The organism is Streptomyces sp. 2323.1 (genome assembly GCF_900221035.1).
Lineage (GTDB): Bacteria > Actinomycetota > Actinomycetes > Streptomycetales > Streptomycetaceae > Streptomyces > Streptomyces sioyaensis.
In genome coordinates, this window is the sequence record NZ_LT907981.1 from 6571899 (window position 1) to 6592685 (window position 20787).

Consider the following 20787-nt stretch of genomic DNA (forward strand, 5'->3'; position numbering starts at 1 on the left):
CGGCCGGTACGGCGAGATCTCCGGACGGCTCACCTGACCGGCCGCGTTTGCTGCGCGGCGGTACGGGCCAGGTGATTCGCTCTGGTGTATGACGGTATTTCCTTGGCGGTCGCCGTGGTCTGCCCACGGCCGCAGCGGTCGCGGACGCCGAAGGAGAGGATCGTGAAGCCTGCGCACACCGCCGCTGCCGCCCTGCTCGGCGTCGCCGTCCTGGGTCTCGCCGCGCCCGCCGCGTCGGCCCATGTCGAGCCGGATCCCATGGTGGCCGGCCAGCGGGTGCGCATCAGTGACGGCAGCCGGTGTGCTCCGGCCACCGGGGCCCGGGTGGCCTCGCCGCTGTTCGGGTCGGTGGTGCTGCGGCCGGCGCACCGCGGGATGGCGGCCGATGTCCAGGTCGCCGAGGGGACGGCGCCGGGCCGTTACCCGGTCACCGTCGAATGCGGGCCGGGCCGGGAGAGGTTCACCGAGACCGTCACCGTGCGGGACGGCCGGGTCGAGGGGGTCGACGCCGGTCAGGCGGTCGGCGGTCTGGCGCTGTTCGCCCTGGCCGGAGGCGCGGCGTACTGGCTCCGCCGCACGGCCAACGGGCGCTCCCCAGGGGCGGGTTGACCGGCGGGATGCGGGGCGGCGGTCCCGGGGCGGGCGCGTACCGTGGGCGGATGACCGGTCCTCGTTCCCCCCGGCGCGTGGTGTCCCTGGTGCCCTCCCTCACCGAGGCGGTGGCCGCCTGCGCGCCTGAGCTGCTGGTCGGAGCCACCGACTGGTGCAGCCACCCCGCCGGGCTGGACGTCACCCGGATCGGCGGCACCAAGAACCCCGACCTCCGGGCGATCGCCGCGCTGGCGCCCGGGCTCGTCCTCGCCAACGAGGAGGAGAACCGTCCGCAGGACTTGGCCGCGCTCCGTGCCGCGGGGACGGACGTCCTGGTCACCGAGGTGCGGACGCTGGACCAGGCATGGCGCGAGCTGACCCGGGTGCTGGTGGACGGCTGCGGCCTGACCCGGCCCGGGTGGCTGGCGGCCGCCGAGGCCGCCTGGCGGGAGCTGCCGGCCCCGGCCACGGAGCGCACGGCGGTGGTGCCCATCTGGCGCCGGCCGTGGATGGTGCTGGGCCGGGACACCTTCGCCGGCGACCTCCTCGCCCGGCTCGGCGTACGCAACCGGTACGCGGGCCACGCTGACCGCTACCCCCGGGTCCCGCTGGAGGAGCTCCACAGCGCCGGCGCCGAGCTCGTCGTGCTGCCCGACGAGCCGTACCGCTTCACCGCCGAGGACGGTCCGGAGGCGTTTCCCGCGCTGCCCGCGGCGCTGGTCAGCGGCCGGCATCTGACCTGGTACGGGCCGTCGCTGGCGGAGGCTCCGGCGGTGCTGGCCGAGGCGCTGGCCACGGCCCGCTGACCGCCGGGCGGATGGCGGCTACGGGCCGTCGGGCGGTTGGCGGCTACGGGCCCGTTGGGCGGTTGGCGGCTACGGGGCGACCGGCCGGGGCGGCGCCAGCAGATGTCCGCGGGCCAGCCCGAACGCGGTGCGGGTGAAGGCCACCGCCACCGCCGTGACGAGCAGTGCGTAGAGGGCCACCGCGAGCCCGTCGAAGGCGCCCAGCCCGGTCTGCCGGGCAAGTCCCGCCGCCCCCGTGACACAGGTCCCCAGCGGGAAGGTGAAGCCCCACCAGGTCATCGCGAAACCCATGCCGTTGCGGAAGGCGCGGACCACCATCGCCGTCGCGAGCGCGAGCCAGAGCAGGGCGAAGCCCATCACCGGGACGCCGTAGAGCACCGCGAAGGCGTCCATCGCGGGCGCCAGGGAGGAGTCCACGACTCCCGGCGCGACATGGGCGAGGTTGGTCACCGCGGTGGTGGACTGGCCCAGCGGGCCCAGGACGAGGAACAGCGTGGGGGTCAGCGCGAGCGGGAGCGGGCCGTGATGGATCAGCCGGGACAGCACGAGCGGCAGCACGAGCAGCGTGGCCAGCAGGGACATCCCGAACAGCGCGTAGCAGGCGAAGAGCAGGGTCTGCTGCCACGGGCCGGCCGGCAGATACGGCACCAGCGCCAGGCCCAGCGCCGCCGAGACCATGGGCGCGACCAGCGGCAGCAGCCAGACGGGGGAGGCGCTGCCGGGGGCGATGCGGTGCCGGGTCACCATCAGATACGGGATCGCCGCGGCCGCCGCGAGGCCGACGAGGGTGCCCAGGCTCCACAGGACGGCGTCCGCGGCGAGGGCGGCGGGGGCGCCGATGACCTCCCGGCCCACGGCCAGCGTGCCGCCGCCCACCGCCAGCAGCGCCATCGCCGTACAGCCGTAGAAGGGGGCGACCGCGGGGTCCAGCAGATGGCGGCGCGCCTGGTCCCCGTGGCGGACCCAGTGCACAGCCCGGGCGGCCAGCAGGGCCAGCAGCATCAGCGCCGACAGCGCCCAGACGGCCTGGTACGCGAGCCGGGGACCGGTCGCGGTGAACGGCAGGGCCGCACCGGCGCCTGCGACGATCGCGGTCCCCATGACAGCGGCGTACCAGTTGGGCCCGAGATGGCGGACCGAGCCCTTTGGAGCGGGTGTGCCGGTGCCGCCACCGGTGCCGGCGCGGGAAGGTGCGTGCACGAGGGTTGCCATGGCATACAGCGTCGTTGCCGGGCGCCGGCGCCACCAGGGGCATCGCGTCTATGAGGGCATAAGCTGGGGTTATGTGCAGGGTCGTGTCTGGGGGAGTCGATGGGTGAGGAGGCCGAGCCCGGTGCCGTGTCGCTGGCACACCGGGTCCCGGATCTCGGTGCGCTGGAGCTGCTGCTCGCCGTCGCCCGGCTCGGCAGTCTGGGGCGGGCCGCCCGTGCGCGCGGGATCAGCCAGCCCGCTGCCAGCAGCCGGATCCGGTCCATGGAGCGGCAGTTGGGGGTGGCGCTGGTCGAACGCTCGCCGCGCGGCTCCCGGCTGACGGACGCCGGTGCGCTGGTGACCGACTGGGCGCGGCGGGTGGTGGAGGCGGCCGAGGCCTTCGACGCGGGGGCGCAGGCGCTGCGCGGCCGGCGCGATTCCCGGCTGCGGGTCGCGGCCAGCATGACGATCGCCGAGTACCTGCTGCCCGGGTGGCTGATCGCCCTGCGCGCCCAGCGGCCCGGGACCGCCGTCTCGCTGCTCGCCGGCAATTCCAGCGCGGTCGCCGAGCGGCTGCTGACCGGCGCGGCCGACCTCGGATTCGTGGAGGGGCTGGAGGTGCCGGAGGGGCTGGACGGGACGGTCATCGGGCACGACCGGCTGATCGTGGTCGCCGCCCCGTCCCACCCCTGGACCCGGCGGCGTACGGAGCTGACCGCCGCCGAACTCGCGGCCACCCCGCTGATCCTGCGCGAACGCGGCTCGGGGACCCGGCAGGTGCTGGATGCGGCGCTGGCCCGGCACGGCGGCCTGGCCGCACCGCTCCTCGAACTCGCCTCGACCACCGCCGTGAAGGCGGCGGTGGTGAGCGAGGCGGCACCCTCCGTGCTGAGTGAACTCGCCGTCGGGGAGGAGCTGACCGCGCGCCGGCTGGTGGAGATTCCGGTGCACGGGCTGCGGCTGGGCCGTGAGCTGCGGGCCGTGTGGCCGGCCGGTCAGCGCCCGGTGGGCCCGGCCCGCCAGCTGCTGGGACTGACCCGCGGGACGGCCTGAGCGGCGGCCGTCCCGGCGGGCCGCCGGGTCAGTCCTCCGCGGCCGCCCCGCTCGCCGCCACCAGGGCTTCCATCACCCGGGTGTCGTCGCCGGCCTCCGGGTGCCACTGCACCGCCAGCGTGAAGCCGGGCGCGTCCGGCAGCTCCAGGGCCTCGATGGTGCCGTCCTCCGCGTAGGCCGAGACCAGCAGTCCGCGGCCGAGCCGGTCCACGGCCTGGTGGTGGTACGTCGGCACGGAGACCGGCTCGGGCAGCGTACGGTCCAGCAGCGTCCCGGGGACCGGCTTGATGTCGTGCCGCTCGAAGACCCCGGGGGCGCCGGCGTGGCCGTCGAGGTGCTGGACGAGGGTGCCGCCCAGCGCCACGTTCAGCAGCTGGAGGCCGCGGCAGATGCCCAGCAGCGGGACGCCGCCCGCCAACGCGGCCTCGATCAGGGCCAGTTCCCAGGCGTCCCGGTCCAGGGACGGCGGACCGGTGCGGGGGTGCGGCTCCGCACCGTACCGCGCCGGTGCCACATCCGCACCGCCGGCGATCACCACCGCGTCCAGCCGGGCCACCGTCGCGGCGGCGGTCGCCGGGTCGCCCGGCGGCAGCAGCACGGGCAGCCCGCCCGAGCGCTGCACCAGCCGCGGATATCCGGCGGGCACCAGCGCGGCCGGCAGCGTCCAGACCCCCCAGCTGGCTTCCTGCTGGTAGGTGCTGATGCCGATGAGAGGCATGGACACGGATCGGGTCCCTTCAGAATTCGAGTTCGTGCTCAATGGCGGCCAGCTCCTCGGCCGAGCCCTGGACCTTCGGTCCGGTGAACCACTTGCGGGCCGATACCAGCCACCAGATGCCGGCGAAGCCGAGGACGACGAGGACGGCGAGCGGGGTGTAGTTGAAGGTGTCCGCCGTGACCGGGCTGCTCGTGGGGAGCATGAACAGGACGGAGATGACCAAGGTCCAGCCGACGGCGATGATGCCTATGACCTTGCTCCAGCGGCCGAGGTGCCACGGGCCGCGCTCGAACCGGTCGCCCTGCAGCAGGCGGAGGAAGATGGGCAGGACGTAGGCGATGTACAGGCCGATCACGGCGATCGAGGTGACGGCCGCGTACGCCGTGGTGTTCCACAGGTACGGCAGGCCCAGCAGGAAGGCGCCGCCGGCGGAGAGCCAGACCGCGTTGGTCGGGGTCTTGGTCCGCTTGTTGATGCGGTGCCACAGCCGGGAGCCGGGCAGCGCGCCGTCCCGGGAGAAGGCGTAGATCATCCGCGAGTTGGCGGTGACCGACGCCATGCCGCAGAAGAACTGGGCGCCGATGGCGATCAGCAGGAGCAGCTTGCCGCCGGTGCTGCCGAGGGCGTCGATGAAGATCTGTGCCGGGGGGACGCCGGTCTTGCTGCTCAGCGCGCCGTCGTAGTCCTGGATGGCGAAGGTGATGCCGACCAGCAGTATCCAGCCGGCGACCAGCGAGACGAGGATCGACATCACGATGCCGCGCGGCCCGGCCTTGGCCGCGTCGTGGGTCTCCTCGGTCATGTGTGCCGAGGCGTCGTAGCCGGTGAAGGTGTACTGCGCGAGCAGCAGTCCCAGCAGCCCGACGTAGAGGCTGGAGTGCCAGCCGGTGTTGTTGACGACGTGCGTGAAGACGAAGGAGGCGGACTGGTGCTTCGACGGCAGGACGACCAGCGCGCCCACGATGACCAGCACACCGAAGACGTGCCACCACACGCTGACGTTGTTGAGCAGCGAGACCAGCTTCACGCCGAGGGTGTTCAGCAGGCCGTGCGCCAGCAGGACCAGTCCGAACAGCATGATGGTGTGTGCCGGGGTGGCGGTGAAGCCGAACTGCAGGTCCAGCAGCGCGTTCAGGAAGGACGCGGCCCCGAAGTCGACGCCCGCGGTCACCGCGACCTGGCCGAGGAAGTTGAACCAGCCGGTGAACCAGGACCAGGCCGGGCCGCGGGAGGGAGCCAGTTTCGCCGCCCAGTAGTACAGGCCGCCCGCGGTTGGGTAACTGGAGCAGACCTCGGCCATGGCCAGGCCCACGAACAGGGTCATGACGCCGACCACCGGCCAGCCCCAGGTGATCAGGGCGGGTCCGCCGGTGTTCATGCCGAAGCCGTACAGCGTCAGACAGCCGGAGAGGACCGAGATGATGCTGAACGAGACGGCGAAGTTGGAGAACGCCGACATGGAGCGGGCGAGTTCCTGCGCGTAACCGAGTTGGTGGAGGCGCTCTTCATCGCTGGACAGCTGAGGAGATTGATGTTCCTGGTCTGGGTTCGTCGCGGGCTTGTCGATGGACACAACGCCTCCGAGGGCCTCGGGAATCCGTGGCGGGTACGGCGTCCGGCGAACCGCTCCCAGCCTCGCAATAAAGGTATGGGGCGATACCTTTGCTGCCAGGGCGGCTGAGCGCAAGACCTGGACGGAAATATCTCGTGACGGTGAGGTTTCCCGAGGCGAGCGGTTTCATGACAGGAAGCCGCGCAGCAGGGCCGCCGTGCCCGCGCAGTGCTCCCGCATCACCTCGCGCGCCCCGTCCGCATCGCCCTCCAGCACCGCCTCGACCAGCGCGCTGTGCTGGGTCTGGGAGTGCTCCAGATTCCGCACCAGCAGCGGGATGCAGTCCAGCAGATCGTTCACGCTCGCCCGCACCGCCGCGTACTGCGCCGCCAGCGACGGCGAGCCGGACAGCTCGGCGAGCGTCAGATGCAGCAGGGTGTCCTGCCGGCGGTAGTCGGCCAGCGGGGCCTCCTGGGTCGCCGCGAGCGCCGCCCGCAGCCGGTCTTGCCGCACGTCGGACAGCCCGTGGGCGGCGCACAGCCCGGCCGCGCCCACCTCCAGCACCTCCCGGAAGCGCAGGGTGTCCTCGACGTCGATCTTCTCGGTCCGGCGGCGCAGCTCGGCCTCGCCCGGATTCTCCGCCCGTACCCGGACGAAGGTGCCGCCGTAGCGTCCGCGCCGGCTCTCCACCAGGCCCTCGTCCTGCAGCACCTTGAGCACCTCGCGCAGGGTGACCCGGCTGATCTGCAGCCGCTCCGCCAGCTCCCGCTCCGCGGGCAGCCGCTCGCCCTGGGGTACCAGGCCGAGCCGGACGATCTGGAGTATCTGCTCCAGCGCCTCCTCGAAGCCGTTGCCCGCCCGCACCGGCCGCAGCACGGGCGCCAGCCGGTCAGCCGCACCGTCCATCGATACCCCTTCCCAATCAATGGTTCGTGTGCCTACCTTATGACCTCCGGATGCAGTGACAGGAGGCAACACCGTGGCAGACCGCACGCCCCCACTCTCCGTCGAGGAGCTCAGAGTCCTCGTCGACGCCGGGGAGATCGACACTGTCGTCCTCGCCTTCACCGATATGCAAGGCCGGCTCCAGGGCAAGCGGTTCGCGGCCCGATATTTCCTCGACACCGTCCTCGACCACGGCACGGAGGGCTGCAACTACCTCCTCGCCGTCGATGTCGACCTCAACACCGTCGAGGGCTACGCCATGTCCTCCTGGGAACGCGGCTACGGCGACTTCGCCATGCACGGCGATGTCGCCACCCTGCGCCGCACCCCCTGGAACGCCGGCACCGCCCTGATCACCGCCGACCTCGCCTGGCACGACCGCTCCCCGGTCGTCGCCTCGCCCCGGCAGATCCTGCGCCGCCAGCTCGACCGGCTCGCCGAGCGCGGCTGGAGCGCGTACGCCGGCACCGAGCTGGAGTTCATGCTCTTCAAGGACTCCTACGAGGACGCCTGGTCCCGCGGCTACCGCGAGATGAACCCCGCGAACCAGTGGAACGGCGACTACTCCGTCCTCGGCACCGGCCGCGTCGAGCCCGTCCTGCGCCGGATCCGCAACGAGATGGGCGCGGCCGGGATGACGGTCGAGTCCGCCAAGGGCGAGTGCAACCTCGGCCAGCACGAGATCGTGTTCGTCTACGACGAGGCGCTCACCACTTGCGACCAGCACAGCATCTACAAGACCGGTGCCAAGGAGATCGCCGCCCAGGAGGGCATGTCGCTCACCTTCATGGCGAAGTACGACGAGCGCGAGGGCAACTCCTGTCACATCCACCTCTCGCTGCAGGACGAGGACGGCCGGCCGGTGCTGGCCGACGAGAGCGGCCCGTACGGCATGTCGAAGACCATGCAGCACTTCCTGGCGGGCCAGCTCGCCGCGATGCGTGACTTCACGCTCTTCTACGCACCCAACATCAACTCCTACAAGCGCTTCCGCCCCGGCTCCTTCGCGCCCACCGCCGTCGCCTGGGGTCCCGACAACCGCACCTGCGCCCTGCGGGTGGTCGGGCACGGCCGCGCCCACCGCCTGGAGAACCGCCTGCCCGGCGGCGATGTGAACCCCTACCTCGCGGTCGCCGGCATGGTCGCGGCCGGCCTGTACGGCATCGAGCACGAGCTGGAACTCCCCGAGGCCACCACCGGCAACGCCTACAACGGCGACGCCGCACACGTCCCCACCACCCTGCGCGAGGCCGCCGAGCTGTGGGAGAACAGCCCGATCGCCCGCGAGGCCTTCGGCGACGAGGTCGTCGACCACTACCGCCACATGGCCCGCGTCGAGCAGGACGCCTACGACGCCGCCGTCACGGACTGGGAGCGCTTCCGCTCCTTCGAGCGCATGTAAGGAACCCGCACGTGTCCACTGGTCTGCACGAGCTGAAGATCCTCAACCCGGCGACCGAGGAAGTGGTGGCGACCGTCCCCACGACCTCGCCCGCCGAGGTCGACGCCGCGGTCCGCCGGGCCGCCGCCGCCCAGCAGTCCTGGGCCGCGATGGCACCCGGCGACCGGGCCCGGCTGCTGCGCCGCTTCGCCGAGGTCGTCGACGCCCACATCGAGCCGCTCGCCGCGCTCGAACTCAAGGAAGCCGGCCACCCGCTGGGCAACGCCCGGTGGGAAGCGGGCAACGTCCGCGATCTGCTGCACTACGCGGCCGGGGGAGTGGAGCGCCTGAACGGCACCCAGATTCCCGTCGCCGGCGGCCTGAACATCACCGTCCAGGAGCCGCTCGGCGTGGTCGCCGTCATCGCGCCCTGGAACTTCCCGATGCCGATCGCCGCCTGGGGCACCGCCCCCGCGCTCGCGGCCGGCAACGCGGTCCTCCTCAAGCCCGCCGAGACCACCCCGCTCACCGCGCTCAGGCTCGCCGAACTCGCCCTGGAGGCCGGGCTGCCCGAGGGCCTCTTCCAGGTCCTGCCCGGCGAGGGCCCGGTCACCGGCACCGCGCTGGTCGACCACCCCGGCGTCGCCAAGGTCGTCTTCACCGGCTCCACCGCGACCGGCCGGCAGATCGCGGGCCGCTGCGCGGCACAGACCAAGCGGCTCACCCTCGAACTCGGCGGCAAGAGCCCCAACATCGTCTTCGCCGACGCCGATCTCGAAGCCGCCGCGGCCGCCGCCCCCGGCTCCTTCCTCGACAACACCGGCCAGGACTGCTGCGCCCGCAGCCGCATCCTCGTCCAGCGCGGCGTCTACGACCGCTTCCTGGAGCTGCTGGAGCCCCAGGTCAAGGCGTTCACCGTCGGCGACCCGGCGGATCCCGCCACCCAGATGGGACCGCTGATCTCCGCTGCCCAGCGCGACCGCGTACGGTCCTACGTCCCCGAGGACGCCCCGGCCGCCATCCGCGGCGAGGCGCCCGCCGGCAAGGGCTTCTGGTACCCGGCCACCGTCCTGGAGGGCCGCCCCGAGGACCGTACGGCCGTCGAGGAGATCTTCGGCCCGGTCGCCGTGGTCATGCCCTTCGACGACGAGGCCGACGCGGTCCGGATCGCCAACACCACCGACTACGGCCTGTCCGGCTCGCTGTGGACCCGTGACGTCGGCCGCGCCCTGCGGGTCTCGCGCGGCGTGGCGGCCGGCAACCTCTCCGTCAACTCCCACAGCAGCGTGCGGTATTGGACCCCCTTCGGCGGGTTCAAGCAGTCCGGCCTCGGCCGTGAACTGGGCCCGGACGCGCTCACCGCCTTCACCGAGACCAAGAACATCTTCATCAGCACAGAGGAGCGCTAAGTGACCGACCAGACCGCAGTGTGCCGCCGCCTCGTCGGCCGTACCGCCGTGATCACCGGAGCCGGCAGCGGCATCGGCCTGGCCACCGCCCGCCGACTGGCCTCCGAAGGCGCCCACATCGTCTGCGCCGACATCGACGAGGTGGCGGGCAAGGCCGCCGCCGAAGAGGTCGGCGGCCTGTACGTCCAGGTCGATGTGACCGACTCCGAGCAGGTCGAGGCGCTCTACAAGACCGCCTTCGACACCTATGGCTCGGTGGACATCGCCTTCAACAACGCCGGCATCTCGCCGCCCGACGACGACTCGATCCTCACCACCGGCCTGGACGCCTGGAAGCGCGTCCAGGAGGTCAACCTGACCTCGGTCTACCTCTGCTGCAAGCACGCCCTGCCCTACATGCAGCGCCAGGGCAAGGGCTCCATCATCAACACCGCCTCCTTCGTGGCCGTCATGGGTGCCGCCACCTCCCAGATCAGCTACACCGCCTCCAAGGGCGGCGTGCTGTCCATGTCCCGTGAACTGGGCGTGCAGTTCGCCCGCGAGGGCATCCGGGTCAACGCGCTGTGCCCCGGGCCGGTCAACACCCCGCTGCTCAAGGAGCTGTTCGCCAAGGACCCCGAGCGGGCCGCGCGCCGCCTGGTGCACGTCCCGGTCGGCCGGTTCGCCGAGCCCGAGGAGATCGCCTCGGCCGTCGCCTTCCTCGCCAGCGACGACTCCTCGTTCGTCAACGCCGCCGAATTCCTGGTCGACGGTGGGATCGCGGGCGCGTACGTCACCCCGGTGTAACCACTAGGGCGTGGCCCTAGTTGTTCACCTCCACTTCAGCATCATGGTGGCCGGGCTTCGCACCACGCCCGGCCGCCATGCGCTAGCCTCCGCCTTCGATTCTTCGTTCGACAGGAGTGCGTTCCATGCTCACCAAACGTCGCTGGTTGGCAGCAGGTGCCGCCCTCGCGGTCGTGGGAGGCGGCGTCGCGTCCGCCCAGACGGCCACGGCGGGCCCGGCACCGCGTCAGTGCCCCACCCTCCACGTCACCAAGGGCTGGTACGGCGACAACCGTGCCAAGCTGCAGAAAATGATCGATGAGCAGGGCAGTTGTGCCGGCTCCGACGGGGCGCGGCCGGTCGCGACCTTCGACTGGGACAACACCGTCGTCAAGAACGACATCTCCGACGCCACGCTGGCCTGGATGCTGCGGCACGACAAGGTGCTGCGCCCCGCCAGCTGGAAGGCCACCAACAAGTGGCTGACCGACGACGCGGCCGCCGCGCTCACCAAGGCCTGCGGCACCTCCGTACCGGCCGGCCGCCCGCTGCCGACCTCGACCGACACCGGCTGCACCGACGAGATCCTCGACGTCTACAACGACGAGAAGACCTCGGACGGCAAGCCCGCGTTCGCGGGGGAGTGGAACCACCGGCGCACGGTGCCCTCCTACGTCTGGATCACCCAGCTGTTCGCCGGGCACAGCCCGGACACCCTGACCTCGTACGCCGCCAAGGCGCGCAAGCAGAACCTCGCCGCGCCGATCGGTACGGAGCAGACGGTCGGCACGCACAAGTGGGCCGGATACATCCGCTACTACGAGCAGCAGCGCGACCTCATCGGCACTCTCAAGAAGGCCGGCTTCGACGTCTACATCGTCTCGGCGTCCGCCGAGCCGCTGGTGCGCGCCTGGGCGCCCGGTGTGGGCATCGACCGTGACCACATCGTCGGCATCCGCAACATCGTCCGCGACGGCCGGCTCACCACCGGCGTCCAGGGCTGCGGTGACGTCAAGGACACCAACGGCGAGGTCCTGACGTACATGGACGGCAAGCGCTGCTGGATCAACCAGGAGATCTTCCACGTCAAGGGCGCCAAGGCCTGGCAGCAGCAGGACCCGGCGCACCGTGCCGCCTTCGCGGCGGGCGACGCCGAGACCGATGTGACGTTCGTCGGCGATGCCACCGCCGGCCACCTGGCCATCAACCGCAACAAGACCGAGCTGATGTGCCGGGCGTACGACAACAGCGACCACCGCTGGATCATCAACCCGATGTTCATCGAGCCGAAGAAGCGCAAGACCGACGCGTACCCGTGCTCGACCGCCGGCTACGTCCAGCCGGACGGCACCCTCGCCCCGATCCACCGCCCCGACGGCTCGGTGATCCCGGACCAGCAGGACACGGTGTACTGAGCCACCGGCTCCGTACGGGGGAGGGCCGCACCGGTCAGAGAAAGGTGCGGCCCTCCCCGCGGTACGTCGGGACCGTGTCCACCACCCGGTCCCCCTCGATCAGGTGCAACTCGTCGAACCGCTCGCACAGTTCACCGGCCTTGGCGTGCCGGAACCACACCTTGTCGCCGATCCGCAGCCCGTCGGCGGCCGGCCCCAGCAGCGGCGTCTGCACCTCGCCGGGGCCCTCCTGCGGGTCGTAGCGCAGCCCGGCCGGCAGATACGGCACCGGCAGCCGGTCCGCGCCCGCCGCCCCCGACGCCGGATAGCCGCCGCCCAGCACCGTCACCACGCCCGGGCCGGGGCGGCGCACCACCGGCTGGGCGAACAATGCCGCCGGACGCCCGCTGAACGAACGGAAGTTGTCGAACAGCCGCGGTACGTACAGCCCCGAGCCGGCCGCGATCTCGGTGACCGCCGCCTCCGCCGCGGTGTGCTGCACACTGCCGGTCCCGCCGCCGTTGACGAACTCCAGCCGCGGTGCCACCGCCCGCACCGCCCGTACGGCCTCCCAGCGCCGCCGCGCCAGCTCCTTGCGCGCCGCCGCCTGCATCACCTGGACGGCCCGCGAGAACACCGGCTTGCCGGCGACCTCGTCGCCCACCCCCGCCAGATGCCCCTCGTACGCCATCAGCCCCACCAGACGGAACCCGGGGCGGCGCACCACCGCCCGGGCCAGCGCGGCCAGTTGGGCCGGCTCCCGCAGTGGAGAGCGGCGCGCACCGACCCGTACCTTCCCGCCCAGCAGCCGGAAGGAGGTGTCCAGCTCCAGGCACACCCGCACCTCCGCGCCGCCGGGCGCACCGTCCGGGCGGGCCGCGTCGATCAGATCCAGCTGCGCCGGGTCGTCGACCATCACCGTCACCGCGGCCGCCAGCTGCGGCTCGGCGGTCAGCTCGGCCAGCCCCGCCCGGTCCGCGGTCGGATACGCCAGCAGGATGTCGCGGAAGCCCGAGCGGGCCAGCCACAGCGACTCGGCCAGCGTGAAACTCATGATCCCCGCGAAGCCCTCCCGGGCCAGCACCCGCTCCAGCAGCGCCCGGCAGCGCACCGACTTGCTCGCCACCCGGACCGGCTTCCCCTTGGAACGGCGCACCAGATCGGCGGCGTTGGCGTCGAAGGCCTCCAGGTCGACGACGGCCAGCGGAGCGTCGAGGTGTGCGGTGGCCCGGTCGAACGGGGTCTTCCCGTCGAGAGCGGGGGGACGGGCCCGGTCGCCATGCGCGTCGGCAGTCTGCGGTGACATGGCCGCAGCCTGCCAGAACCTCCTACCACGGGGTAAGGGGAGAGATGGCCACAGAGCGGACAGGGGTTGGAGCACGGACGCCGCCAGCCCTTAGAGTGGCTCGACACCGCAACCAGCAGGTCAGCGGGTGTTGTCCGGATACGAACCACCGTGCCCCGATTCCGGATCGGGGTGGGGCGGCCAGCGGTGCAAGGGGGAGCGCGGGTGAGCACCGACGCCGAATTCGCCGATGCGCGGCGCATCCCGCCCATACCCCCGCAGCCGCCCCGGCGGCCCGCTCCGGCCGCGCCGCCGGAGCCGGCGGGCGACCCGCACACGGCCGTGCTGCGCCGGGTGCCGGCCGAACCCTCCGCACCGGGGACGCCCCCCGTCCCGCCGCGCCCCACCGCTCCACCGCCCGCCCCGCCGGGTGCGCAGCCGCCCGGCGCCGGCGCCCCGCTGCCGCCCCGCCCGGCCGGCGCGCCCGGCCCGGCCGTCCCGCCGCAGCCCGCAGCCCGCCCCGACGCCTTCCGTGACACCGCCGCCTTCCATCTGGCGCACAGCCAGGACCTGTGGAGCGGGCCGGGCGCCCCGTCGCGCCCCGGCGAGCCCGACTCCGCCACCCCGCAGGCGGCCGCCGGCAGCGCACCGCCCGGCCCCGCCTCCGCGCGCCGGCCACAGCCACCGTGGTCCCCGGCCCCCGTGCCTGTACAGGGCGGGCCCGGTGTGCCGAGCCGCCCCTCGGCGAACCGCCCCGGCGCCCGGGCGCTGGCCGCCGCGGCCTGCCTCGTCCTCGGCGTCGGCCTCATCGGCGGTGCGGCGGCGGGCAGTTGGCTCACCGACGAGGCCGCCGGTGCCACCCCCGACGCCGCGGCCACCTTCGCCAAGGGCCGCGACGTCTGGCACAACACCGCCGTCGACACCCTCTTCCCGCGCACCGTCAACGGCTTCGGCGCCGGCCCCGGCGGCGCCGACCGGACCTGGAGCCGGATCGCCGTCGCCCCCGACAGCGGCTGCACCGGCGCCTACGACCCCAAGCTCGCCGCCGCGCTCGCCCGCGCGGGCTGCCTCCGCCTGCTGCGCGCCACCTACGTCGATGCCACCCGCAGCAGCGTCATCACCGTCGGGGCGCAGATCACCAAGGCCGACCAGGCCGGGATGATGGCCCTCAACACCCGCTTCAGCACCAGGAGTCTGGGCACCCGCACCGACCTGATGCCGCTGCCGTACGCCGCCCGGGACACCCCGGCCCAGGACTTCGGCCGCGCCCAGCGGGTCAGCTGGACCGTCCGGGTGCTCACCGACATCCCGGTCGTCGTCTACGCCGTCTCCGGCTTCGCCGACGGCCGCACCTTCGCCGAACCGCAGCCCGCCGAGGCCGCGACGAAGCCCGGCGCCACCACCGCCCCGGCCGAATCCGGTCTGGGGCATGACGCCAAGGACCTGGCGGACCGCATCGGGAAGGACTTCCGCACGGCAGCCGGCAGCCCCGCGCAGACCACGGAGGCACCGTCATGACGAAGACCGTGCTGCGCGGCGCCGCCGTCGCACTGTCCTGCGCGGCGCTCGCGGTGCTGCCCGCCGTCCCCGCCCAGGCCGACGCCCTGCGCGCCCAGGAGTGGGCCCTCCAGGCCGTCCATGCCCAGCAGGCCTGGCGCACCACCAAGGGCGCGGGCGTCACCGTCGCCGTCCTGGACACCGGCGTGGACGCCAACCACCCCGACCTCGACGGCCAGGTGGAGCCCGAACAGGACCTGGTCGGCTTCGGCGCCGGGCCGGGAGACACCGCCTGGGCCCAGCACGGCACCGGCATGGCCAGCATCATCGCAGGTCACGGCCATGGCGCCGGCCGCCAGGACGGTGTGCTCGGGCTCGCCCCGCAGGCCAAAATCCTGCCGGTCCGAGTGATCCTGGAGGACAACGACCCGCAGCGCGAGCGGGCCCGCACCCAGAAGGCGGGGGCACTCGCCGACGGCATCCGCTGGGCCGCCGACCACGGCGCCGACGTGATCAACATGTCCCTGGGCGACGACAGCGAGTCCGCACACCCCGAGCCACGGGAGGACGCCGCGATCCAGTACGCCCTCGGCAAGGGAATCCCCGTCGTCGCCTCGGCGGGCAACGGCGGCCAGAAGGGCAACCACGTCTCCTACCCCGCCGCCTACCCGGGCGTCATCGCGGCCACTGCCGTCACCCATGTGGGCGCGCGCGCCCGCTTCTCCACCCGCCACTGGTACGCCACGGTCAGCGCCCCCGGCTTCGACATCGTCATGGCCGACGCCGGGAACGGCTACCTCTCGGGCTGGGGCACCAGCCCCGCCGCCGCCTTCGTCTCCGGCGCCATCGCCCTGATCCGCTCCGCCCACCCCGATCTGAGCCCGGCCCAGATCCGCCGGCTGCTCACCACCACCGCCCAGGACAGCCCCGAGGGCGGCCGGGACGACGACTACGGTGCCGGTCTGATCGACCCCGCCGCCGCCCTCGCGGCAGCAGGGGACCTCAAGCCCACGCCGCAGAAGCCGTCCCCCGCCGCCTACGCCGACCGCTACTTCGGCCCCGGCCCCACCGCCGGCGACGCCGCGGACTCCCCGGTCAACTGGCTCCCCTGGACCGCCGGCGCTGCCGGACTGGCCCTCGTCGCGGCCGCCGTCGTCCTCTGGCGCGGCCGCCGGACCTACCCCTGACCGGTACGCACCCCGCCGGCTTCCGGGCCCCCGGCCCGCCCCGAGGACACCGCACCCCCAGCCGATACGCTCACGTGGTGCAGAAGAACATCCCCGACCCCGGTTTCGCCGACGACGACGGCTCCGCCGACCCGGCACTGACCGCGGCCCTGGCGGCCTACGAGCGGGACCGCGGCGCCGAGCCGGAACTCCTGTCGGTGCTGGCCGGGGCGCGTGTCCTGGTCCCCGTGGTGGCGGTGCTCGGCGAGGTGGAGACCGGACCCGACGGCCTGCGCCGCGAGAAGAGCAGCGACATGGCCGTCCCCACCCTCCAGGCCCCGGACGGCCGCCGGGCCCTCCCCGCCTTCACCTCCATGGACACCCTCCAGCGCTGGCGCGCCGACGCTAGGCCCGTCGCGGTCCCGCTCCAGCAGGCCCTGCTGGCCGCGTCCCACGAGCAGGCCGACACCGTCGTCGTCGACCTGGCCGGCCCGGTCACCTACCAGCTCACCGGCCCCGCCCTGCGCGCGCTCGCCGAGGGCCGTACCAGCGCCGACCCGCTCGCCGACCCGGCCGTCACCGACGCCCTGCGCGCCCTGATCGACGCCGAGCCGGCGGTGCGGCTCGCCCGGCTCGTGCCGTCCCGGGAAACCGACGCCACCCTCGCCCTCGGCCTCGCACCCGACGCGGACCCGGCCACGGTCGCCCAGCGGCTGGCCCAGGCAGTGGCCGCCGACGAGGTACTGCGCGCCCGGCTGGTGAAGGGTCTGGACCTGGCCCTGCTGCCGCCCGGCGCCCCCACCGACGGGGAGCCGCTCTTCCGGCGCTGACACCCCACAGCCCGGGCCCGCCGTCCGCTGCCGGCCCCCGGGCCGCCGACGGGCGGGTTCGTCTCCAGGGCCGCACAATGCGGAGGAGAGCTCAAGATCCACGCGAGGAGAGCCCCCATGGAGAAAACGGAGATCTCGACGGTCTTGACCCGCCCGGTCGTATCCGAGTTCCTCGGCACGCTGCTCCTGGTGTTCTTCGCCGTCGGCTCGGCAGTGCTGGCGGGCGAATACATCGGCACCTTCGGCATCGCCCTGGCCTTCGGCTTCACCATGGTGGCGCTTGCCTACGCGCTCGGCCCGGTCTCGGGCAGCCAGCTCAACCCCGCGGTCACCCTGGGCATGCTGCTGGTCCGCCGGATCACCCTGCGCACGGCCGCCGAGTACTGGATCGCCCAGGTCGTCGGCGGCATCGTCGGCGCGGCCCTGCTCTTCCTGGTCGCCAAGCAGGTCCCGGGCCTGCAGACCCATGCGTCCTTCGGCACGAACGGCTGGGGCGACCGCTCGGCGGTGCATCTCAACCTCGGCGGCGCGTTCGTCGCCGAGATGGTGATGACCTTCCTGCTCGTCTACGTGTGGCTGGCGGTCACCCACAAGGTCGCCGTGATCGGCTTCGGCGGTCTGGGGATCGGCCTGGCGCTGGCCACCGTCCACCTCATCGGCATCCCGCTCGACGGCACCTCCGTGAACCCGGCGCGCTCCATCGGCCCGGCGCTCTTCGCGGGCGGCGCGGCCATCACCCAGCTGTGGCTGTTCATCGTCGCGCCACTGATCGGTGGCGCCCTCGCGGCGGCGGTGCACCAGGTCACCCACCCGCCGCACGAGCCCTTCCTCATCGCCGACGAAGCGATGCCGCACGACGCCCCGACGGAGCCCCACGAGCCGATCTGACGCCCGCCGCCCGCTCTCCGCGCACAGACGGGCCCCGACCGTGTCCCGGCCGGGGCCCGTCGTATGTGCGCTGTCGCTGAAGCGCTCTAGCCGTGGACCGGCCCGGTGTACTTCTCCCCGGGGCCCTGGCCCGGCTCGTCCGGCACGACCGAGGCCTCGCGGAACGCCAGCTGCAGCGACTTCAGCCCGTCCCGCAGCGGCGCCGCGTGGTACGAGCCGATCTCGGTGGCGCTGGCGGTGACCAGCCCGGCCAGCGCCTGGATCAGCTTGCGCGCCTCGTCCAGGTCCTTGTGCGCCGCGCCCTCCTCGGCGAGCCCGAGGTTGACCGCCGCCGAACTCATCAGATGCACCGCGACCGTCGTGATCACCTCGACCGCCGGCACCTCCGCGATGTCTCGGGTCATGGCGTCGAAGTCAGGGGTCGCCGCGTTCGGGGCGTCGGGCTGCTGCGGGGTCTGGTCGCTCATGTCTCGGGCTTCTTCCTGCTGAGGGGTCGCCTCCAGCCTATGGCCAGCGCATCCGGGCCCCGCGTGCGGGAGGGCCCGTGACTGCCCGCCCCGCCTGCGGGAACTGCACAGGAGTGGGTGCCACCCCTTGACTCGTGTATTCTGGTGTTCCGACCGGCCGGACACGCATGTGACCGGCCCACAAGTGGAGGCTCCGATCTCCCACCCGACTGGCCTCACCGGCTGGCGGGTCAACGGTCCGGCTGCGCCCCGCGGAGACTTCGCGGCGGTGCTCCAGATCTATGTGGAGCCCCGCCTGTGTCCCGTCCGGGGCATTTTTCATGTACCGCGCGGTTGGTCACACCAAGAAGACGTTACGCGGCAGTCCGCCAGGCCGTCGCGTGGTGCTACCGAGGAGGATCCATCAGCGCCGAGCCCCGCATCAACGACCGGATTCGCGTTCCCGAAGTGCGACTTGTCGGTCCCAGCGGCGAGCAGGTCGGGATTGTTCCGCTTGCCAAGGCCCTTGAGCTTGCTCAGGAGTACGACCTCGACCTGGTCGAGGTGGCGGCGAACGCTCGCCCGCCCGTCTGCAAGCTCATGGACTACGGGAAGTTCAAGTACGAGTCGGCCATGAAGGCCCGTGAGGCGCGCAAGAACCAGGCGCACACGGTCATCAAGGAGATGAAGCTCCGGCCGAAGATCGACCCGCACGACTACGACACCAAAAAGGGTCACGTCGTCCGGTTCCTCAAGCAGGGTGACAAGGTCAAGATCACGATCATGTTCCGTGGTCGCGAGCAGTCCCGCCCCGAGCTGGGCTTCCGGCTGCTGCAGCGGCTCGCGTCCGACGTGGAGGACCTCGGCTTCATCGAGTCGAATCCGAAGCAGGACGGCCGAAACATGATCATGGTTCTCGGTCCGCACAAGAAGAAGACCGAGGCGATGGCCGAGGCCCGTGAGGCGCAGGCCGCCCGCAAGGCGGAGCGCCAGGGCGGAGTCGCCGCGGACCAGTCCGTGGAGGAGCCCGCCGAGGAGCCCACCGAGGAGCACGCCCAGGCGTGATCCCCGAGGCGTGAGCCCCGGCTGCCGCCGGGGCACCCCGCCCCGGACACCAACCGATACATCTGACGCTCCCGCTTGCCGGTTTGTGCCTGCGGGAGCGCCACTGACGAGGAGAGAACGGCGCATGCCGAAGAACAAGACGCACAGCGGTGCCAGCAAGCGTTTCAAGGTCACCGGCTCCGGCAAGGTGCTGCGTGAGCGCGCCGGCAAGCGCCACCTGCTCGAGCACAAGTCGTCCCGCGTGACGCGTCGCCTCACCGGCAACGCCGAGATGGCCCCGGGCGACGCCGCGAAGATCAAGAAGCTTCTCGGCAAGTGAGCCGCCGCGCCCCGCATGACGTACGGGGCGCGCGACTTCGACCGGGACCCAATCGATTCGGGCCGTGTGACGACAACCACGGCCCCGCTACAAGGAGTTAACAAGTGGCACGCGTCAAGCGGGCAGTCAACGCCCACAAGAAGCGTCGGGCGATCCTCGAGCAGGCCAGCGGCTACCGTGGCCAGCGCTCCCGCCTGTACCGCAAGGCGAAGGAGCAGGTCACCCACTCCCTCGTCTACAACTACAACGACCGCAAGAAGCGCAAGGGCGACTTCCGTCAGCTGTGGATCCAGCGCATCAACGCCGCTGCCCGCGCCAACGGCATGACGTACAACCGCTTCATCCAGGGTCTGAAGGCCGCCAACATCGAGGTGGACCGCAAGATCCTGGCCGACCTCGCGGTGACGGACGCCAACGCGTTCGCCGCGCTCGTCGAGGTCGCCCAGAAGGCGCTTCCGAGCGACGTCAACGCCCCGAAGGCTGCCTGAACCTCAGCCTGACGACGTTGTGACGCGGACCCGCAGGCCCCGGCCTGCGGGTCCGCCGCTTTTCCGGACCGGATGACGCCCGGTTCCGGGCCCCACGCACCGAACAACAGAAGCGAGCCGCCGCCCATGGGCACCCCCGAGCTGATCTCCCCGCGTTCCCCGCGTGTCACCGCCGCCCGGCGGCTGGCCCGCCGCGCCTTCCGCGGCAAGGAGCGCCGGTTCATCGCCGAGGGGCCGCAGGCCGTACGGGAGGCCATCGCGCACCGCACGGACGGGGTCCCCACCCTGATCGAGCTGTTCGCCACCGTCGAGGCCGCCGAACGGCACACCGAGATCGTCGAGGCGGCCCGCGCGGCCGGGGTGCGGGTGCACCTCGCCGACGACCGGACCATCGCCGACATCTCCCAGACCGTCACCCCGCAGGGCCTGCTCGGCGTCTGCCACTTCCTCGACTCGCCGTTCGAGGAGATCCTCGCCGCCCGCCCGCAGCTGATCGCGGTGCTCGCCAACGTCCGGGACCCCGGCAACGCCGGCACGGTGCTGCGCTGCGCGGACGCCGCCGGCGCGGACGCGGTGGTGCTCACCGACGCGTCCGTGGACCTGTACAACCCCAAGTCGGTGCGGGCGTCGGTCGGTTCGCTCTTCCACCTCCCGGTCACGGTGGGCGTACCGGTCGAGCGGGTGGTGGACGGACTGCGGAACGCCGGGGCCCGGATCCTCGCCGCCGACGGGGCGGGCGACCGCGACCTGGACGCCGAGCTGGACGCCGGCTCCATGGGCGGGCCCACCGCCTGGGTGTTCGGCAACGAGGCCTGGGGGCTGCCGGAGGAGACCCGGGCGCTGGCCGACGCCGTCGTACGCGTCCCGATCCACGGCAGGGCCGAGAGCCTCAACCTCGCGACGGCCGCCGCGGTCTGCCTCTACGCCTCCGCCCGCGCCCAGCGCGGCACCGGCGGATGCCGTGCGGTGTCACCCGCCTGAGGGGCGTAGCCCGGATC

General features: G+C 72.7%; 21 protein-coding genes. 15 read left to right on the forward strand and 6 right to left on the reverse strand.

The features are described from left to right. Positions 1–162 precede the first annotated feature (162 nt). Positions 163–609 (forward strand): hypothetical protein, encoded by a 447-nt coding sequence (locus tag CPH93_RS28310; RefSeq protein ID WP_093482325.1) that lies wholly within the window; start codon positions 163–165, stop codon positions 607–609. Between the two features lie 50 nt (positions 610–659). Continuing rightward, positions 660–1397 carry a helical backbone metal receptor gene (locus CPH93_RS28315; RefSeq protein WP_096215625.1) on the forward strand — a complete coding sequence of 246 codons (738 nt, stop codon included), beginning with the start codon at positions 660–662 and terminating at the stop codon, positions 1395–1397. 69 nt (positions 1398–1466) lie between these two features. Here the strand turns inward: CPH93_RS28315 and CPH93_RS28320 are convergent, their stop codons facing one another. Further along, the gene (locus tag CPH93_RS28320; RefSeq protein ID WP_096214451.1) at positions 1467–2609 is read right to left on the reverse strand and encodes a TDT family transporter; all 1143 of its coding nucleotides are present in this window, start codon (positions 2607–2609) and stop codon (positions 1467–1469) included. A 99-nt stretch (positions 2610–2708) separates the two neighbouring features. Between CPH93_RS28320 and CPH93_RS28325 the strand changes: the two genes are divergently transcribed. Then, on the forward strand, positions 2709–3641 hold the full coding sequence (locus tag CPH93_RS28325; protein WP_173909899.1) for a LysR family transcriptional regulator: 933 nt from the start codon (positions 2709–2711) through the stop codon (positions 3639–3641). Positions 3642–3669: 28 nt separating this feature from the next. Here the strand turns inward: CPH93_RS28325 and CPH93_RS28330 are convergent, their stop codons facing one another. From CPH93_RS28330 to CPH93_RS28340, 3 genes are all read right to left on the reverse strand, one after another. After that, positions 3670–4359 carry a gamma-glutamyl-gamma-aminobutyrate hydrolase family protein gene (locus tag CPH93_RS28330; RefSeq protein ID WP_093648811.1) on the reverse strand — a complete coding sequence of 230 codons (690 nt, stop codon included), beginning with the start codon at positions 4357–4359 and terminating at the stop codon, positions 3670–3672. Positions 4360–4378: 19 nt separating this feature from the next. Continuing rightward, a complete protein-coding gene (locus CPH93_RS28335) occupies positions 4379–5818 on the reverse strand; it encodes an amino acid permease (protein ID WP_231977489.1) in 1440 nt (479 codons plus the stop codon). A gap of 279 nt (positions 5819–6097) precedes the next feature. Continuing rightward, positions 6098–6817: a FadR/GntR family transcriptional regulator gene (locus CPH93_RS28340; protein ID WP_093482322.1), complete on the reverse strand. Its 720-nt coding sequence runs from the start codon at positions 6815–6817 to the stop codon at positions 6098–6100. Positions 6818–6890: 73 nt separating this feature from the next. Here CPH93_RS28340 and CPH93_RS28345 point away from each other — a divergent pair, with 73 nt between their 5' ends. The 4 genes from CPH93_RS28345 (at position 6891) to CPH93_RS28360 (ending at position 11826) form a co-directional block, all read left to right on the forward strand. After that, positions 6891–8258, forward strand: coding sequence for a glutamine synthetase family protein (locus tag CPH93_RS28345; protein WP_093482321.1), 1368 nt, complete (start codon positions 6891–6893; stop codon positions 8256–8258). 11 nt (positions 8259–8269) lie between these two features. Next, the gene (locus CPH93_RS28350; RefSeq protein WP_096214452.1) at positions 8270–9646 is read left to right on the forward strand and encodes an aldehyde dehydrogenase family protein; all 1377 of its coding nucleotides are present in this window, start codon (positions 8270–8272) and stop codon (positions 9644–9646) included. Then, positions 9647–10432, forward strand: coding sequence for a 3-oxoacyl-ACP reductase (locus CPH93_RS28355; RefSeq protein ID WP_093482319.1), 786 nt, complete (start codon positions 9647–9649; stop codon positions 10430–10432). Between the two features lie 125 nt (positions 10433–10557). Then, positions 10558–11826, forward strand: a complete 1269-nt coding sequence (locus CPH93_RS28360) for a haloacid dehalogenase-like hydrolase (RefSeq protein ID WP_093482318.1) — start codon at positions 10558–10560, stop codon at positions 11824–11826. Positions 11827–11860: 34 nt separating this feature from the next. On the opposite strand, the gene CPH93_RS28365 is transcribed toward CPH93_RS28360, so the two are convergent. Beyond that, positions 11861–13111: an amino acid deaminase/aldolase gene (locus CPH93_RS28365; RefSeq protein WP_096214453.1), complete on the reverse strand. Its 1251-nt coding sequence runs from the start codon at positions 13109–13111 to the stop codon at positions 11861–11863. 204 nt (positions 13112–13315) lie between these two features. On the opposite strand from CPH93_RS28365, the gene CPH93_RS28370 reads away from it, so the two are divergent. The 4 genes from CPH93_RS28370 to CPH93_RS28385 all read left to right on the forward strand — a co-directional run bounded on the left by CPH93_RS28370 (position 13316) and on the right by CPH93_RS28385 (position 17471). Beyond that, positions 13316–14608: a hypothetical protein gene (locus CPH93_RS28370; protein WP_096214454.1), complete on the forward strand. Its 1293-nt coding sequence runs from the start codon at positions 13316–13318 to the stop codon at positions 14606–14608. Further along, positions 14605–15774, forward strand: coding sequence for a type VII secretion-associated serine protease mycosin (gene mycP / locus CPH93_RS28375; RefSeq protein WP_096214455.1), 1170 nt, complete (start codon positions 14605–14607; stop codon positions 15772–15774). Before CPH93_RS28370 ends, mycP begins: the two co-directional genes overlap by 4 nt. Before the next feature lie 74 nt (positions 15775–15848). Further along, entirely contained in the window at positions 15849–16583 is a 735-nt protein-coding gene (locus tag CPH93_RS28380) for an SseB family protein (protein ID WP_096214456.1), read from the forward strand. 117 nt (positions 16584–16700) lie between these two features. Further along, positions 16701–17471 (forward strand): aquaporin, encoded by a 771-nt coding sequence (locus CPH93_RS28385; protein WP_096214457.1) that lies wholly within the window; start codon positions 16701–16703, stop codon positions 17469–17471. An 86-nt stretch (positions 17472–17557) separates the two neighbouring features. Here CPH93_RS28385 and CPH93_RS28390 read toward each other — a convergent pair whose 3' ends face one another. Continuing rightward, on the reverse strand, positions 17558–17938 hold the full coding sequence (locus CPH93_RS28390) for a DUF1844 domain-containing protein (protein ID WP_006607580.1): 381 nt from the start codon (positions 17936–17938) through the stop codon (positions 17558–17560). A 333-nt stretch (positions 17939–18271) separates the two neighbouring features. On the opposite strand from CPH93_RS28390, the gene infC reads away from it, so the two are divergent. The 4 genes from infC to CPH93_RS28410 all read left to right on the forward strand — a co-directional run bounded on the left by infC (position 18272) and on the right by CPH93_RS28410 (position 20770). Continuing rightward, positions 18272–18982 (forward strand): translation initiation factor IF-3, encoded by a 711-nt coding sequence (gene infC, locus CPH93_RS28395; RefSeq protein ID WP_093482313.1) that lies wholly within the window; start codon positions 18272–18274, stop codon positions 18980–18982. A gap of 124 nt (positions 18983–19106) precedes the next feature. After that, on the forward strand, positions 19107–19301 hold the full coding sequence (gene rpmI / locus CPH93_RS28400; RefSeq protein WP_016576627.1) for a 50S ribosomal protein L35: 195 nt from the start codon (positions 19107–19109) through the stop codon (positions 19299–19301). 104 nt (positions 19302–19405) lie between these two features. After that, positions 19406–19789: a 50S ribosomal protein L20 gene (rplT, locus tag CPH93_RS28405; RefSeq protein WP_006607577.1), complete on the forward strand. Its 384-nt coding sequence runs from the start codon at positions 19406–19408 to the stop codon at positions 19787–19789. A gap of 126 nt (positions 19790–19915) precedes the next feature. After that, the gene (locus CPH93_RS28410) at positions 19916–20770 is read left to right on the forward strand and encodes a TrmH family RNA methyltransferase (RefSeq protein WP_006607576.1); all 855 of its coding nucleotides are present in this window, start codon (positions 19916–19918) and stop codon (positions 20768–20770) included. Positions 20771–20787: the final 17 nt, after the last annotated feature.